Below are 14,634 nucleotides of genomic sequence, written 5' to 3'. Positions count from 1 at the left end.
CTGTGCACCTTTGTGCGCGGTTCTAATAAGAGAGAACATTATGTCCAGAGCCGTGAATGCCCTACAAAATTTTGGTAAGTCCCTCTTTGGTCCGGTGCTCATTTTGCCCATCGTCGGTTTGTTTATTGCCTTCGGAAATATCTTTGGCAACGGCAACCTGGCCGAATATTTACCCTTTCTTGGTCATCCGTTTATTCAAAACGTCGGCCAGCTCATTGCCAAATCCGCCGTCTCCGTGCTGGCTAACCTGGCACTGGTGTTTGCTGTCGGCATCCCGGTCGGGCTGGCTTCGCGGGATAAAGGCTATGCCGCGTTAATTGGTCTGGTGACGTTTATTGTTTTCATCAACGCCATGAATGTCACTTTGCAAATGCAGGGTGCGCTGGCCCCGGCTGCGCAGATGAAAGCCGCCGGGCAAAGCATGGTGCTGGGCGTACAGGTGCTGGAGATGGGCGTTTTCGCTGGCATACTCACCGGCGCGCTGTCGGGCTATCTGTACGATAAATATTCCGGCGTACAGTTTTCCGGCGCGATGGCGATTTACTCCGGCCACTGTTTTGTCGCCATTATTATGCTACCGGTATCCATCGTGCTCGGCGTGGTGATGAGTGAGTTATGGCCCTTTGCCCAGCACGGCATCAGCACGCTGGCGCTGGCGATCAAAGGTGCCGGGCCATTTGGTGTGGCGGTGTACGGTTTTCTGGAGCGCATTCTGGTGCCGACCGGGCTGCATCACCTGGTTTACACACCGTTTCTGTACACGGAGTTAGGTGGTACGGCAGATGTTTGCGGTAGCACCTACCAGGGCGCACGCAATATCTACTTCGCAGAAATGGCCTGCCCGAGCGTCACACAATTGAGCAGCACGGCAGTGTGGGATGCACGCGGCATCAGTAAAATGTTCGGCCTGCCCGCCGCCGCGCTGGCGATGTATGTCACCGCGAAACCGGAACGCAAAGCCGCAGCAAAAGCCATTTTGATCCCCGCCGCGCTCACCTCGTTGCTGGTGGGTGTGACCGAACCGATTGAGTTCTCGTTCCTGTTTGTCGCGCCGCTGCTGTTTGTGGTTCACGCCGTACTGACCGGCATTGGCATGATGCTGTTTTCCCTGTTTGGCGTTCACGCCATCGGCGCGAATGGCATTATCGATTTCATTCTCTACAACCTGCCGCTCGGCACCGTGAAATCCAACTGGCCGATGTACATCCTCGTCGGGCTCATCATGTTCGCCCTCTACTTCGTTATCTTCCGCTTCCTGATTTTGCGCTTCGATATGAAAACGCCAGGGCGTGAGGATGACAGCGAAGAGACGCGCCTTTACAGCAAGCAGGATTACCAGGCAAAAGGCAATAACGACGCAGTTGGCGAAGCGATTATCGAAGGGCTGGGCGGGCGCGCCAATATTGAAGTGGTGGATAACTGCTACACCCGCCTGCGCGTCACGGTGAAAGACACTGCGGTAATTAATGAGCCGCAGCTAAAAGCGACAGGCGCGAAAGGCGTGATTAAACAAGGTAATAACGTTCAGGTGGTCTACGGGCTGCATGTCAAAAAAATGCGAGAAGCGGTTGAGATGTTTCTCTAAAGGAGTCCAGAAATGATTAAACCCCCGTTTATTTTATCGATCGCCGGTGGCGGCAGCACCTACACCCCGGGCATTGTCAAAAGCCTGATGGTGAGACTGGAAGATTTTCCGCTGGCGGAAATCCGCCTTTACGATATCGATGAAACCCGGCAAAACACCATCGCACCGGTGGTGGAAAAAGTGATCCGTGACCACAGCCAGAGCATCAAGTTTACCGTCACCAGTGATGCGGAAACGGCGTTTCGCGGCGCACATTTTGCCTTCGCGCAGATGCGCGTCGGGCAGTACAAAATGCGCGAGCAGGATGAAAAGATCCCGCTGCGCCACGGCGTGGTGGGTCAGGAAACCTGCGGGCCTGGCGGGCTGGCTTACGGGCTGCGAACCATTTTGCCAATGGTAGAACTGATAGATCTGGTGGAACGTTACGCCGATAAAAGCGCCTGGATCGTTAACTACTCGAACCCGGCAGCGATTGTCGCCGAAGGGGTGCGCCGTCTGCGTCCCGACGCGCGCGTGCTGAATATTTGTGATATGCCGGTGGCGGCAATGCGCAATATGGGCGCGATCCTCGGCGTTGATCGCCACAAACTGGAGGTGGATTACTTCGGTCTGAATCACTTTGGCTGGTTTACCAAAGTGCGGGTCGATGGTGAAGACCGGCTGCCGGAGTTGCGCGAGCACGTCGCCCGTTTTGGCCTGTTAACTGAAGATGCCGCGCAAACCGATCCGCAACACTCGGATCCGTCGTGGGTGAAAACCTGGCGCAACATCAAGCCGATTATGGATCACTTCCCGGAATTTTTGCCGAACCCCTATTTGCAGTATTACCTAATGCCAAACGACATCGTTGCGCATCAAAACGCTGATTACACCCGAGCCAATGAAGTGATGGACGGGCGCGAGAAAAAACTGTTTGCCGCCGCGGCGGAATATCAGCGCACCGGCATTCTGCCGGATGCGTTCCATGTTGGCGTACACGGCGCGTTTATCGTCGATGTCGCTTGTTCGCTGGCTTTTGACCTGCGCCAGCGTCACCTGGTGATTGTGGAAAACAAAGGGGCGATTGCTAACCTGCCTTACGATGCGATGGTGGAAGTCCCGGCTTACATCACCAGTGAAGGGCCGGAGCCAGTGCGGATGGGCGCGGTGCCGCTGTTCCACCAGACGTTGCTAATGCAGCAACTGGCGTCGGAACAACTGCTGGTGGAAGCCACCATTGAAGGCAGTTACGAGAAAGCGCTGCAGGCATTTACCCTCAACCGCACCGTACCGACCATGCAGCACGCGAAAGCGATCCTTGATGAGATGATCGAAGCCAACCGTGACTACTGGCCAGCGCTGCAAAAAGCATGGGAAAACGGCAAACCAGCATAAAAATAACGAGGTCGCTCGCGGCGTTAGCGAAGTCGGCTTGTCGGGTCATGAAAAAACGTTAACAATTCAGGTTACTGTTGATGACACGGAGACAACCATGTCCACCTCGTTTTTTGTCGCGGCCGACTGGCTGATAGAGCACAGCGATGATCCCGAAATCCAGCTGATTGATGCGCGGATGGCGCCAGTGGGTCAGGAGCATCGCGACATGAGAGCGGAATACCGCGCCGGGCACCTTCCCGGTGCGGTCTTTTTTGATATCGAAGCCCTTTCCGATCACACCACGCCGCTGCCGCATATGCTGACGCGCCCGGAAGCGTTCGCCGTGGCGATGCGCGAACTGGGCATCAGCCAGGATAAACATCTGGTGGTGTATGACGAAGGCAATCTCTTCTCTGCCCCGCGCGCCTGGTGGATGTTACGTAATCACGGCGTGGAAAATGTCTCGATTCTGGCCGGTGGGCTGGCAGGCTGGCAGCGCGATGCCCTGCCGCTGCAAAAAGGCGACGTGCCGCTGCCGGAGTCCGACTTCAATGCCAATTTCGATCCTCACGTAGTGAAAAAACTGACCGACGTGCTGCTGGCGAGCCACGAAGGCACGGCACAAATTGTCGATGCCCGCCCTGCTCCGCGTTTTAATGGCGAAGTGGATGAACCGCGCGCGGGCCTGAAGCGCGGCCATATCCCCGGCGCGCTGAATGTACCGTGGGTCGATTTAGTCGTTGAAGGTGAACTGAAAACCACCGATGAGCTGGCGGCGATTTTCCGCCGTCAGGGTGTGGATCTGCACAAACCGATCATCGCCAGCTGCGGCTCCGGCGTGACGGCATCGGTGGTGATCCTTGCACTGGAAACACTTGGTGCAAGTAACGTGACGCTGTATGACGGCTCCTGGAGTGAATGGGGCGCGCGCGACGATTTACCCATCGAAACGGCGTAAATGGACAACCGACTGGCACCACTGCTGACGCGCGGGGAATCGCTGACCCGCGCGGAATATCGTGTTCTTGCGCATCTGACGGAACACCCGTTGCTGGTGGGGAACATCACGGTACGCGAACTGGCGCAGGCGACATTTGTCTCCACCGCCACCATTATTCGCCTGTGCCAGAAGCTCGGTTTCAGTGGCTATAGCGAGTTTATCTGGCACTGCAAACAGCGGCTGGCAGACACGCCGCACATTACCGGGCCACACAGTGAACCCGCCGAGCTACCCGCCGCTTTCGCGCAGTTTATGGCGAATTATCAGCGCACGTTTCAGTGGGTGAGCGCGGAAAAACGGCAGCATTTTGCCGCCCTGCTGCATGAGCAGGAGAGCTTTTTTCTGTATGGTGCCGGGTTTTCCTATCTGTTTGCTGAGTATCTGACCAAGAAATTACAGGTGTTGGGCAAGACGGCGTTTATTTCCGGGCCGGGCGACAGCCGGAATATCTTTCTCAGTAACGCGGCGCGCTACCAGGTGTTTATTGCCGTCTCCCGCAGCGGTGAAACGGAACAAGTGCTGGATAAAGCGCGTATTGCGCGCACGGTCGGTATGACGGTGGTGGCATTTACCCGCGCGTCGGTAAACCCGCTGGCGGAGATGGCAGATATCCATTTCGCGCTGTACGACGAAGCGGTGCATTTTGCCGCTGAAGCCGCCGGGATCACCTCGTTCGAGTCAAATCTGGTGCTACTGATGGATCTGTTGCTGCTGGAAGCGACGCAATAAGGCTTGCCGCTATGCGGCAAGCATCAACAAATGCGCGCATTACGAATGGCTCAGTTCACGCCGCGCCCAGGCCGCCTGAATGTATTCATGAAGCGCGACATACAGCTCCTCAATCGGCATTTTTTCCCGCTGTGCGCCTTTCAACACCCCGCCGGGCAGGCTTATCACCACTTTGCGCTTCTTCGGATCAACAACAAAATTGCGGAACAAACGCCCCACGGTGCAGGTAGGTGGCTGATAACCCTCCCGCCAGTAGAGATCGATAAATACCCAGTCATTAACGCTACGAATATCAATGTTTTCAATCTCCGCCAGCAACAGCGGCGCGCTGAGCTGATAGCTTTCGATGCCTTGTGCCGTCAGTGTGAACAGCGGCTGGCGCACGCGCGTATACATCGTCCAGCTTCCCAGCCCAAAGATCAGCCCGCCAACGGCCAGCCCAAAAATTATCTTCTCCATTGAGGGATTGGCGGTGGCGTTCCACTGGATGCTCAGCGTGAGGACTAAACCGGCACCGGCAACACAGAGCACCGCCAGCACCAGGAACAGCCAGAAATTTTTCTTACGCAGCGAGACAACGACGCTTTCCGTGGAGTGTGCTGCCAGATTCTCTAATTCGGCCTGATAAGCGTCATGATGTGCTTCCACATTGCTCGCCATGCCAGCGGTTAACGCGGCTGATAAAGCCGAAGCATCACGGAATAAACTGCGCATCCACTGGTAATCCGCCTCATCCGCCGGGCGCGACGCCCTGGCCAGCAGCGTTTCATCCAGCGGCACATTCAGTTGCTCGATACGCACGCGCGTCGGCGGGTGGCTGTCTGTTGGGTGCGCCAGTTCCTGCTCAAGCGAGGCGGCAACATCAAAACGCCCGCCCTCACGCAGCGAAGCAAACAAGCTGTGCACCAGATCGTGCGTCTCAAGTTTGCGATTAAAGAACAGCTCCATCGGCGCGTTAAAGCGTTCATTGAGCGCAGAGAAACGCAGGAGCGAGGCCGCCAGCGCCTGCGGCGAACTGGTACGCGCGCCCGCAGCGTCCGCCGCCAGTTCGCGTACGCGGCTCCAGCCATTGACCGTTTCATGGAACTGACGGTAAAACCAGAGGCCGAGATGAATAGTCGGGTTGAGCGCCAGCCGCTCAAGCCAGCCGCTGCTCGCCACATCGCGATAAAAGTAGTCGAGACTGTTTTCCATACCAGCATACAGCCCGGCGAAATGCAGGGTGTAGACGGTGTCATTACCGGAAAAATGTCCCAGCTCATGACCAATCACGGCAGCCACTTCGTCTTTATTCATAAACGCGGCGTAGCTGAGCGGGAAATAGAGCGTGTTGCCGGTTAACCGCGCGCCATTTTCAATTTGCACCGGGCTTGCGGTGACGTAAAACCCTTCAAATAAACCGACAACAATATTATCCGGCACAATAGCCTGCCCGCGCTGGGCTAATTCTCTGACCCAGCGCCACAGCTCCGGCGCGTCGGCTTCAGAAACAGCTGCACCATGAACCTGCATATCTTGTGGCTCAAACAGCGCAAAGCAGCGTTTTAGTAAGAACAGGCTTTTCAGCACCATAAATACCAGCGAACCAATGATCAGCAAAACAAATATCACCAGTTTGATATTAAAGGCGCTCGCCCTGCCGAGCGTGTAGATCCAGCACACCTCATATAACAGTACGCAGACCAGCGCGAAACCAATCGACGCCATTACGCCAACCATAATAAATGGCAGTAACTTGCGACAAAGGGTAAACGCGGCAATGAGCTTTTCCGCAGATATACGGGCTTTCCGTACGCTTAAAATACAGAGAATTACCGCGCTGGTACTGGCAATCAAGCCCAACAGGGAAAACAACATACCGGCTTTGGCGAGCATCTGGCGCGACATATCGGCAAATACGCTGTGACCGACAAAACCATATTGCGTGACCTGATAAACATCCACTTCGTTAATACGGATATTCTGCCAGCAGGCGTAGAAGAAAAGAATTAACGGTACGCCGAAGCAGTACAGCAGGCTTTTTTTGTCCATAAAAAGTAACCGTAAAGAAACGTAAAAACGAACCGTATCACAGGAATGGGATTAATACATAATTTATGGAATTTACAGCGAAAGCCGTACGACGTTATTAATGAAAGGCTAATAATTCAATTTTTTAAATAATAGAAGGCGGTACGTAACATACCGCCCGATAATTAAATAATGCGATTTTGCTTAAAGTCGCGCAGGAAACTTCCCCAGCGTCGTTCGTAGAAAGGGGTAATATGCGCCATCATAAAATGGCTAATTCCTTTTTCACCTTCAACGACCTGGCAAATATCCACCGGCTCATCACCGGGGAGCGTATCGGTCGCCACACTGCCCGCCGCGTGAATAATCTCTTCAATATCGCCATCGGCTTCGATTCCAATCAGCAGATTGGGCTGCTCATCAGCTTTCTCTTTGATTGAGCAGAGAAACGCGCGCTTCACGGTTTTGATGCTTTTAAACAGCGTGGTCAGCGAATCCACCATTTGCGCGGGCGGTTCAGCCACGTCGGAAAGCAGCAGCGCCGTGCCGCCCTCCAGCACTTCCTGCTGGCTTAGAGGGCTGCCCTCTTCGCCCACCAGGTGGCTGATTTCACGTGGGGTGAACTCTTTGCCGGTCGGCAACCTGGCATTGAGGAACAGCGTCTCGCCGAGCGTCATTTCAAACAGCGTACGCGCGGGCATCACCACAAACGCCTGCTCCTCTTCTACTGCCTGTTGCAGCGCGTCCAGCGAGGTAAAGAACGGGATCACGGATGTGCCGTCATCTTTTTCCCAGTGCTGTAAATCGAGCGCGCTGTCTTCAACAATGGCTTCACCTTCCGCCGCCGTGCCTGGCACCCAAACCGTGGATTCCAGCAGCGTGCGGAAAAATGCCGGACGATACGCAGGCTCAGTCGCGGCCTGTTCCAGCAGGGTTTCTAATTCGTTTTTGATTTCTGACATAGTGGTTCCAGAGAGTTTCCTCCCCCTCGCGGGAGAGGAAAAAAGATTACTTCGCGGTTAACAGATTCGCCAGGGTACGCACGCCAAGGCCGGTTGCCCCTGCGGCCCACTGCTCAACCGCCGCTTTACGATAGGTAGCTGAGCAGTCGATGTGCAGCCAGCCCTGCTGGTAGTTTTCAACAAAGTGCGACAGGAAACCGGCCGCCGTGCTCGCCCCTGCCGGGAATGAACCACCCGCGGTGTTGTTCAGTTCTGCGAAATTAGACGGCAGTTGATTGCGATGGAATTCGGCCAGCGGCAAGCGCCAGAACGGCTCGTTTTCCGCGCTGGCACTGCTGAGCAGACGCCCGGCAAGCGCATCGTCAAAGCTGAACAGCGCGTGATAATCATTGCCCAGCGCGGTTTTCGCCGCACCGGTCAGCGTTGCCGCATCAATAATCAGCTCTGGTTTCTGCGCAGAAGCGTCGATCAGGCCATCGGCCAGCACCAGACGCCCTTCCGCATCGGTATTCATGATTTCGACGGTTTTACCGTTACGATAACGGATGATATCGCCCAGTTTGAAGGCGTTGCCGCTAATCAGGTTATCGGCACAGCACAGGTACAGTTTGATGCGTTTATCCAGCCCGCGATGGATGGCAAACGCCAGCGCACCGGTCACCAGTGCCGCGCCGCCCATATCGGATTTCATGGAATCCATTGAGGAAGTCGGCTTAATGCTGTAACCCCCGGAATCGAAGGTTATGCCTTTGCCCACCAGCGCGGCATAAACCGGCGCGTCCGGGTTACCGGTCGGGTTGAAGTCCAGCGCCAGCAGTACCGGCGGGCGCTCGGAACCACGGCCAACCGTATGCAGACCGAGATAATTCTGCTCGCGCAGATCTTCCCCTTTGGTGATGCGATACGAGACGTTATCGCCACCGACTTTGTGCAGCAGATCGACCGCGCGCTGCGCCAGTTGCTCCGGCCCTAACTCTTCCGCCGGGGCGTTGATGGTGTCGCGCACCCAGTCGATCACCAGCAGGCGACTATCCAGCTCTTTTTGCTCTGCGTCGTTAAGCTGCGCCCATTCGACTTTGCGCGTGCCTTTTGGCCCTTTATAACCGGCCCAGAATGCCCAGCTGCGATCCGCGTCCCAGCCTTCACCGCTCAGGGCAACATGCTTGATGCCCATGCCGTCGATTTTACGCGCGGCGCGTTGGATCAGGCCTAAGTCATCTTTCCCGGTCAGATGCAGTGCGATGCCGTCGTTATTGATGCTGTAAGCGGCTTTTTCACCCCAGCGCGCGTCGGCGCTTTGCGTTGTCAGCGTAATTTTCATAGCTTCTGTCATTATTTTTATCCTTATGGCTGTTCATGAAAACGGGCCGCCCGAAGGCAGCCCGTTTGATGATTACGATGCTTCGTCTAACCAGACTAGCAGAATCGCTTCGAGAATTTTTTCATTCGATGCATTCGGATCATCGTCAAACTCTTCCAGCTCGCAGATCCACTGGTGCATATCGGTGAAACGCACGGTTTTCGGATCTACGTCCGGGCGGCTGTCGTACAGCGCCTCGCCGATTTCGCGGCTATCGGTCCATTTCAGCCCCATATTAGTGCTCCCGCGCGTGGTTGATGGTGTAACGCGGAATTTCAACCACCAGATCTTCATCGGTAACACGCGCCTGGCAGCCTAAGCGGCTTTCCGGCTCCAGACCCCACGCTTTATCCAGCATGTCGTCTTCCTCTTCGCTGCTTTCCGGCAACGAGTCAAAACCTTCACGTACCACACAGTGGCAAGTGGTGCAGGCGCAGGATTTTTCGCAGGCGTGCTCAATCTCAATCCCGCCACGCAGGGCGACATCAAGAATGGTTTCACCGCTCTTAGCTTCCAGAACTGCGCCATCCGGACAGAGATCCTGATGAGGCAGAAAAACAATTTTAGGCATATTAAACCTCGTCGACGGAATGGCCTTTCAGCGCGGTACGTACGGATTGATCCATACGGCGTGCGGCGAATTCCTGGGTTTGTTTATCTACATTTTTAATGGCTTGTTCTATCGCGTCGGTGTCATCGCCGTCGGCAACCGCGCGTAACTGCGCGACTGCGTCGTCGATCTCCGCACGCTCTGCGGCGCTTAACAGCGCGGCGTCAGCGGCAAGCGCACTGGCAAGACTTTCCAGCACGCGCGCGGCTTCCACTTTCTGCTCCGCCAGCATGCGCGCTTTCACGTCCTGCTCGGCGAAACTCATGGAGTCTTTGATCATGTCGGCGATTTCGCCATCGGTCAGACCGTACGACGGTTTCACCTGAATGGAGGCTTCCACGCCGGTGGATTTTTCCATCGCGGTTACGCTGAGCAGACCGTCAGCATCCACCTGGAAGGTGACGCGAATATGCGCCCCGCCCGCCGGCATCGCCGGGATACCGCGCAGTGCAAAACGCGCCAGTGAACGGCAGTCTGCCACCAGCTCACGCTCGCCCTGCATCACATGGATAGACATCGCTGTCTGGCCATCTTTGAAAGTGGTGAACTCCTGCGCGCGCGCCACCGGAATGGTGGTATTACGCGGGATCACTTTTTCTACCAAGCCGCCCATCGTTTCCAGCCCCAGCGAGAGCGGAATGACATCCAGCAGCAGCATTTCGCTGTCCGGCTTGTTGCCAACCAGAATATCGGCCTGGATTGCCGCGCCAATCGCCACCACTTTATCCGGGTCAATCGACGTCAACGGCGTGCGACCAAAGAACTCGCCAACCCGCTCGCGCACCAGCGGCACGCGCGTCGAGCCACCGACCATCACCACTTCCAGCACTTCTTGCGCTTCGACACCCGCATCTTTCAGCGCGCGACGACAAGAGAGTAAGGTGCGTTTGACCAGCGTTGAAATCAATGCTTCAAACTGGGTACGTGCAATGGTGCCCTGCCAGCCCGCCACCTCAACGGTGACACTGTCGGCCTCGCTGAGGGCGATTTTTGCGGCAATCGCCGCATCCAGCAATTCGCGCTGTTGGCGCACGTCGCTGCGATCGGCAATTCCCGCCTGTTCGCAAATGTAATCCGCCAGCAGATGGTCGAAATCGTCGCCGCCGAGCGCGGAATCACCGCCGGTCGCCAGCACTTCGAAAACGCCACGGCTCAGGCGCAAAATCGAGATATCAAAGGTGCCGCCGCCGAGGTCATAAACCGCAATCACGCCCTCTTTGCCGGAGTCCAGACCGTAGGCGATAGCCGCAGCGGTCGGTTCGTTCAGCAGACGCAATACGTGCAAGCCCGCCAGACGCGCCGCATCTTTGGTGCCCTGACGCTGTGCGTCATCAAAATAGGCAGGAACAGTGATCACAACGCCGTCCAGCTCGCCGGAAAGCGTCTCTTGCGCGCGCGCGGCAAGGGCTTTGAGGATATCCGCAGAAACGCGAATCGGGTTAACCAGGCCGCCACGCGTGGCAATCATCGGCAGACCATTTTCGCTCGGCTGGAACTGCCACGGCAGGTGCGGGTAACGCGTCTGAATGTCGGCCAGGCTGCGCCCCATCAGGCGTTTCACCGAGCTGATGGTGTTTACGGAGTCCTGCGCGGCGTTGGCGCGCGCATCGTAACCGACAACATGGCTGTCGGCCTGGTAGTTAACCACCGAAGGGAGCAGGTGACGTCCGGCGCTGTCGGCCAGCGTTTCCGCCTGTCCGCTGCGCACGGTGGCAACCAATGAATTGGTGGTGCCGAGATCGATACCCGCCGCCAGACGACGCTGGTGCGGCGCGGCGCTCAGACCGGGCTCACTAATTTGTAATAAGGCCATGATGTGCTTCCAAAAAATTAAAAACCGAGCAGTTTTTCTTCGAGTTGTTCTGTTGCGCTGCGCAGTTTATCGAGAAAACGCAGTTTACGCACGGTATCCGCCGCCGCGTCCCACGTCTGGCTATCTAATTGCTCCACCATTTGCCGATGGCGGGTGTCATACATTTCTTTCACACGCTGTTGAAATGCTTCCAGACGGGTCGCGTCTTGCGCTTTTTCAATCTCGTCCAGCTCTTCACGCAGCTCAAGTTGTTCCATTAAGAAGGCGGTATCGCGCACCGTGTGTTGCTCGGAGGCTAAATCAAAACCGTGCAGCGACAGCAAATATTCTGCGCGCGTTAGCGGGTTGCGCAGCGTTTGCCATGCCTGGTTAATGGTAGCGGATTGCTGGACGGCAGCCAGTTGTTCCGCCTGCGGGCGGTTTGCGAAGCGATCCGGGTGGAACTGACGTTGCAGATCCTGGAAACGTGTCGCCAGCGCCTGAACATCGAGCGGATAGTGGGCCGGCAACCCAAAGAGGGTGAAGTAATCCATAACAATTCCGGGTGTGCAATCGAAACAAACCCCACGCGCAGGACGCTGCGGTGGGGTCATCGGATGGTGGCGATTAAACGTTGAAGCTTTCGCCGCAACCGCACTCGTCTTTAACGTTCGGGTTGGTGAATTTAAACCCTTCGTTCAGGCCTTCTTTGACGAAGTCCAGTTGAGTGCCGTCGAGGAATTGCAGGCTTTTGCCGTCAACCACTACCTTCACGCCTTTGTCTTCAAACACCGTGTCTTCTTCGTTCGGCGCATCGACAAACTCAAGGACATAAGCCATACCAGAACAGCCGGAGGTTCTCACCCCCAGGCGCAGACCAAACCCTTTACCACGGTTGGCCAGGAAGGTATTGACTCGCGCGGCAGCACTGTCGCTCAGGCTAATGGACATGACAACAACCTCCCGCCTTATTTCGCTTCTTGTTTACTTTTGTAATCCGCAATTGCGGCTTTAATCGCGTCTTCCGCCAGGATAGAACAGTGAATTTTCACCGGCGGCAGTTCCAGCTCTTCGGCGATATCGGTGTTTTTAATCGCCTGCGCTTCGTCCAGTGACTTGCCTTTCACCCATTCGGTGACCAGCGAGCTGGAAGCGATTGCAGAGCCGCAACCGTAAGTTTTAAAACGCGCGTCTTCGATAATGCCTTTATCGTTAACTTTGATCTGCAGTTTCATCACGTCGCCGCACGCCGGTGCGCCAACCATGCCGCTACCAACCGTGTCGTCGTTGTCAAACGAGCCAACGTTGCGCGGGTTTTCGTAGTGATCGATTACTTTTTCGCTATAAGCCATTTTTTCTTCTCCTGCTTGCGCAACTATTAATGATGAGCCCATTCGATGGTGGTCAAATCCACGCCCTGTTTGAACATTTCCCACAGCGGAGAGAGTTCACGCAGACGGCCGATGGATTTACGTACCAGCGCGATGGTGTAGTCAATTTCTTCTTCGGTGGTAAAACGACCTAAAGAGAAACGGATCGAGCTGTGTGCCAGCTCATCATTCATGCCCAGTGCGCGCAGCACGTAGGACGGTTCCAGGCTTGCAGAGGTACAGGCAGAACCGGAGGATACAGCCAGATCTTTCAGCGCCATGATCAGCGACTCGCCTTCAACGTAGTTAAAGCTGACGTTGAGGATGTTCGGTGCGCCGTGCTCGAGATCGCCGTTCAGGTAAACTTCTTCAATGTCGTTGATGCCGTTCCACAGACGGTTACGCAGCGCGCGCAGGCGTTCCATTTCGCTCGCCATCTCTTCTTTTGCGATGCGGTACGCTTCGCCCATACCGACGATCTGGTGGACAGGCAGAGTACCGGAACGCATACCGCGCTCATGACCGCCGCCGTGCATCTGCGCTTCGATACGCACACGCGGTTTACGCTGAACGTAGAGCGCACCGATGCCTTTCGGCCCATAAATTTTATGGCCGGAGAAGGACATCAGATCCACTTTCAACTGGCTCAGGTCGATAGGCAGTTTGCCCACGCTCTGGGTGGCGTCAACGTGGTAGATAATGCCGCGCGCACGGCACATTTCGCCGATGGCTGCGATATCCTGTACCACGCCGATTTCGTTGTTCACGTGCATGATGGAAACAAGGATGGTGTCTTCACGCATCGCCGCTTCCAGCTCTTTCAGGTCGATAATGCCGTTGCTCTGCGGAGCAAGATAGGTCACTTCGAAGCCTTCGCGCTCCAGTTGACGGCAGGTGTCCAGCACGGCTTTGTGTTCGGTTTTGCTGGTGATAATGTGCTTGCCTTTTTTCTGATAAAAGTTGGCTGCACCTTTGATCGCCAGGTTATCGGATTCGGTTGCACCGGAAGTGAAGACGATTTCACGCGGGTCCGCACCGACCAGTTCTGCAATCTGGTTACGGGCGATATCTACCGCTTCTTCAGCTTGCCAGCCAAAACGGTGAGAACGGGAAGCAGGGTTACCAAAGGTCCCGTCCAGGGTCAGAAACTGCATCATTTTCTCGGCAACACGCGGATCCACCGGCGTGGTTGCGGAGTAATCGAGATAAATCGGTAATTTCATTGCTCTTTAAACTCCGTACATCGCTCTAATGCAAGGAATCAGGCAACCGGCTGGATGTACGACCGCGTTAACAGGGCACTGTTTTGTGCCCTGGCCCGATTCTGAATTCTGTTTTTTATTATGCGCGCAGTTTGACGTCGATAGCGTCTTGAGCGCGGGTGGTGCGATGGGATTCGTTACTGTGCTGACGATCGGAAACATCGAGGATTTCCTGGTTGTTTACCAGTTCGCCCAGCGTGATATTGTTTAAGAAACCGGTCAGACGATCGCTCAGATCGCGCCACAGCGCATGGGTCAGGCACTTATCACCACCCTGGCAGCCGCTTTTACCCTGGCAGCGGGTTGCGTCTACGGATTCGTCAACTGCGCTAATCACTTCGCCAACGGCAATGGTATTTGCGTCTTTACCCAGCAGGTAACCGCCGCCCGGGCCACGTACGCTGGCGACTAAGCCATTTTTACGCAGACGGGAGAACAGCTGCTCCAGGTAGGAGAGGGAAATTCCCTGACGCTCGGAAATATCAGCCAACGGAACCGGGCCCGCTTCGGAGTTGAGTGCAACGTCCAGCATTGCGGTCACGGCATAACGCCCTTTAGATGTCAGTCTCATGTCTTACAAGCCTCAAACTCGCCCCTG

At 55.7% G+C, this 14,634-nt stretch carries 15 protein-coding genes; 4 read left to right on the top strand and 11 right to left on the bottom strand.

The window, feature by feature from the left end; genetic code table 11:
* Nucleotides 1-40: 40 nt before the first annotated feature.
* The 4 genes from AAIG26_RS07270 to AAIG26_RS07255 all read left to right on the top strand — a co-directional run bounded on the left by AAIG26_RS07270 (nucleotide 41) and on the right by AAIG26_RS07255 (nucleotide 4,670).
* Complete coding sequence (locus AAIG26_RS07270) at nucleotides 41-1,585, top strand: PTS transporter subunit EIIC (RefSeq protein ID WP_045510423.1); 1,545 nt, start codon at nucleotides 41-43, stop codon at nucleotides 1,583-1,585.
* A gap of 12 nt (nucleotides 1,586-1,597) precedes the next feature.
* The gene (locus tag AAIG26_RS07265) at nucleotides 1,598-2,959 is read left to right on the top strand and encodes a 6-phospho-alpha-glucosidase (RefSeq protein ID WP_343180369.1); all 1,362 of its coding nucleotides are present in this window, start codon (nucleotides 1,598-1,600) and stop codon (nucleotides 2,957-2,959) included.
* A 97-nt stretch (nucleotides 2,960-3,056) separates the two neighbouring features.
* Nucleotides 3,057-3,899 (top strand): 3-mercaptopyruvate sulfurtransferase, encoded by an 843-nt coding sequence (gene sseA / locus AAIG26_RS07260; protein ID WP_045510426.1) that lies wholly within the window; start codon nucleotides 3,057-3,059, stop codon nucleotides 3,897-3,899.
* Nucleotides 3,900-4,670 carry a MurR/RpiR family transcriptional regulator gene (locus AAIG26_RS07255; protein WP_020454721.1) on the top strand — a complete coding sequence of 257 codons (771 nt, stop codon included), beginning with the start codon at nucleotides 3,900-3,902 and terminating at the stop codon, nucleotides 4,668-4,670.
* A 39-nt stretch (nucleotides 4,671-4,709) separates the two neighbouring features.
* Here the strand turns inward: AAIG26_RS07255 and AAIG26_RS07250 are convergent, their stop codons facing one another.
* The 11 genes from AAIG26_RS07250 to iscR form a co-directional block, all read right to left on the bottom strand.
* On the bottom strand, nucleotides 4,710-6,701 hold the full coding sequence (locus AAIG26_RS07250; protein ID WP_343180368.1) for a M48 family metallopeptidase: 1,992 nt from the start codon (nucleotides 6,699-6,701) through the stop codon (nucleotides 4,710-4,712).
* Nucleotides 6,702-6,865: 164 nt separating this feature from the next.
* Nucleotides 6,866-7,642 (bottom strand): enhanced serine sensitivity protein SseB, encoded by a 777-nt coding sequence (gene sseB / locus AAIG26_RS07245; protein ID WP_343180367.1) that lies wholly within the window; start codon nucleotides 7,640-7,642, stop codon nucleotides 6,866-6,868.
* Nucleotides 7,643-7,688: 46 nt separating this feature from the next.
* Complete coding sequence (pepB, locus tag AAIG26_RS07240; protein ID WP_045510439.1) at nucleotides 7,689-8,975, bottom strand: aminopeptidase PepB; 1,287 nt, start codon at nucleotides 8,973-8,975, stop codon at nucleotides 7,689-7,691.
* Between the two features lie 60 nt (nucleotides 8,976-9,035).
* Nucleotides 9,036-9,236 carry a Fe-S cluster assembly protein IscX gene (iscX, locus tag AAIG26_RS07235; protein ID WP_007370809.1) on the bottom strand — a complete coding sequence of 67 codons (201 nt, stop codon included), beginning with the start codon at nucleotides 9,234-9,236 and terminating at the stop codon, nucleotides 9,036-9,038.
* 1 nt (nucleotide 9,237) lies between these two features.
* A complete protein-coding gene (gene fdx, locus AAIG26_RS07230) occupies nucleotides 9,238-9,573 on the bottom strand; it encodes an ISC system 2Fe-2S type ferredoxin (RefSeq protein ID WP_017459006.1) in 336 nt (111 codons plus the stop codon).
* A 1-nt stretch (nucleotide 9,574) separates the two neighbouring features.
* Nucleotides 9,575-11,425, bottom strand: coding sequence for a Fe-S protein assembly chaperone HscA (gene hscA / locus AAIG26_RS07225; protein WP_343180366.1), 1,851 nt, complete (start codon nucleotides 11,423-11,425; stop codon nucleotides 9,575-9,577).
* 17 nt (nucleotides 11,426-11,442) lie between these two features.
* Complete coding sequence (gene hscB / locus AAIG26_RS07220) at nucleotides 11,443-11,958, bottom strand: co-chaperone HscB (RefSeq protein WP_160269133.1); 516 nt, start codon at nucleotides 11,956-11,958, stop codon at nucleotides 11,443-11,445.
* Between the two features lie 73 nt (nucleotides 11,959-12,031).
* Nucleotides 12,032-12,355 (bottom strand): iron-sulfur cluster assembly protein IscA, encoded by a 324-nt coding sequence (gene iscA / locus AAIG26_RS07215; RefSeq protein ID WP_017459009.1) that lies wholly within the window; start codon nucleotides 12,353-12,355, stop codon nucleotides 12,032-12,034.
* 17 nt (nucleotides 12,356-12,372) lie between these two features.
* A complete protein-coding gene (gene iscU / locus AAIG26_RS07210; RefSeq protein WP_017459010.1) occupies nucleotides 12,373-12,756 on the bottom strand; it encodes a Fe-S cluster assembly scaffold IscU in 384 nt (127 codons plus the stop codon).
* Between the two features lie 26 nt (nucleotides 12,757-12,782).
* On the bottom strand, nucleotides 12,783-13,997 hold the full coding sequence (gene iscS / locus AAIG26_RS07205) for a cysteine desulfurase (RefSeq protein WP_020454727.1): 1,215 nt from the start codon (nucleotides 13,995-13,997) through the stop codon (nucleotides 12,783-12,785).
* A gap of 118 nt (nucleotides 13,998-14,115) precedes the next feature.
* Nucleotides 14,116-14,607 (bottom strand): Fe-S cluster assembly transcriptional regulator IscR, encoded by a 492-nt coding sequence (gene iscR, locus AAIG26_RS07200; RefSeq protein WP_020454728.1) that lies wholly within the window; start codon nucleotides 14,605-14,607, stop codon nucleotides 14,116-14,118.
* Nucleotides 14,608-14,634 lie beyond the last annotated feature (27 nt).

Source organism: Kosakonia sp. PSU_27 (genome assembly GCF_039409795.1).
Lineage (GTDB): Bacteria > Pseudomonadota > Gammaproteobacteria > Enterobacterales > Enterobacteriaceae > Kosakonia.
The sequence above is the reverse complement of the archived record's forward strand: the minus strand, read 5'-3'. Positions and strand labels throughout refer to the sequence as shown.

What these genes read in the sequence shown, in the direction of transcription:
- AAIG26_RS07270 (WP_045510423.1), top strand. Translation starts at nt 41, where the DNA reads ATGTCCAGAGCCGTGAATGCCCTACAAAATTTTGGTAAGTCCCTCTTT.
- iscU (WP_017459010.1), bottom strand. Translation starts at nt 12,756, where the DNA reads ATGGCTTATAGCGAAAAAGTAATCGATCACTACGAAAACCCGCGCAAC.
- sseB (WP_343180367.1), bottom strand. Translation starts at nt 7,642, where the DNA reads ATGTCAGAAATCAAAAACGAATTAGAAACCCTGCTGGAACAGGCCGCG.
- hscB (WP_160269133.1), bottom strand. Translation starts at nt 11,958, where the DNA reads ATGGATTACTTCACCCTCTTTGGGTTGCCGGCCCACTATCCGCTCGAT.
- hscA (WP_343180366.1), bottom strand. Translation starts at nt 11,425, where the DNA reads ATGGCCTTATTACAAATTAGTGAGCCCGGTCTGAGCGCCGCGCCGCAC.
- fdx (WP_017459006.1), bottom strand. Translation starts at nt 9,573, where the DNA reads ATGCCTAAAATTGTTTTTCTGCCTCATCAGGATCTCTGTCCGGATGGC.
- iscR (WP_020454728.1), bottom strand. Translation starts at nt 14,607, where the DNA reads ATGAGACTGACATCTAAAGGGCGTTATGCCGTGACCGCAATGCTGGAC.
- pepB (WP_045510439.1), bottom strand. Translation starts at nt 8,975, where the DNA reads ATGACAGAAGCTATGAAAATTACGCTGACAACGCAAAGCGCCGACGCG.
- iscX (WP_007370809.1), bottom strand. Translation starts at nt 9,236, where the DNA reads ATGGGGCTGAAATGGACCGATAGCCGCGAAATCGGCGAGGCGCTGTAC.
- iscS (WP_020454727.1), bottom strand. Translation starts at nt 13,997, where the DNA reads ATGAAATTACCGATTTATCTCGATTACTCCGCAACCACGCCGGTGGAT.
- AAIG26_RS07265 (WP_343180369.1), top strand. Translation starts at nt 1,598, where the DNA reads ATGATTAAACCCCCGTTTATTTTATCGATCGCCGGTGGCGGCAGCACC.
- iscA (WP_017459009.1), bottom strand. Translation starts at nt 12,355, where the DNA reads ATGTCCATTAGCCTGAGCGACAGTGCTGCCGCGCGAGTCAATACCTTC.
- AAIG26_RS07255 (WP_020454721.1), top strand. Translation starts at nt 3,900, where the DNA reads ATGGACAACCGACTGGCACCACTGCTGACGCGCGGGGAATCGCTGACC.
- sseA (WP_045510426.1), top strand. Translation starts at nt 3,057, where the DNA reads ATGTCCACCTCGTTTTTTGTCGCGGCCGACTGGCTGATAGAGCACAGC.
- AAIG26_RS07250 (WP_343180368.1), bottom strand. Translation starts at nt 6,701, where the DNA reads ATGGACAAAAAAAGCCTGCTGTACTGCTTCGGCGTACCGTTAATTCTT.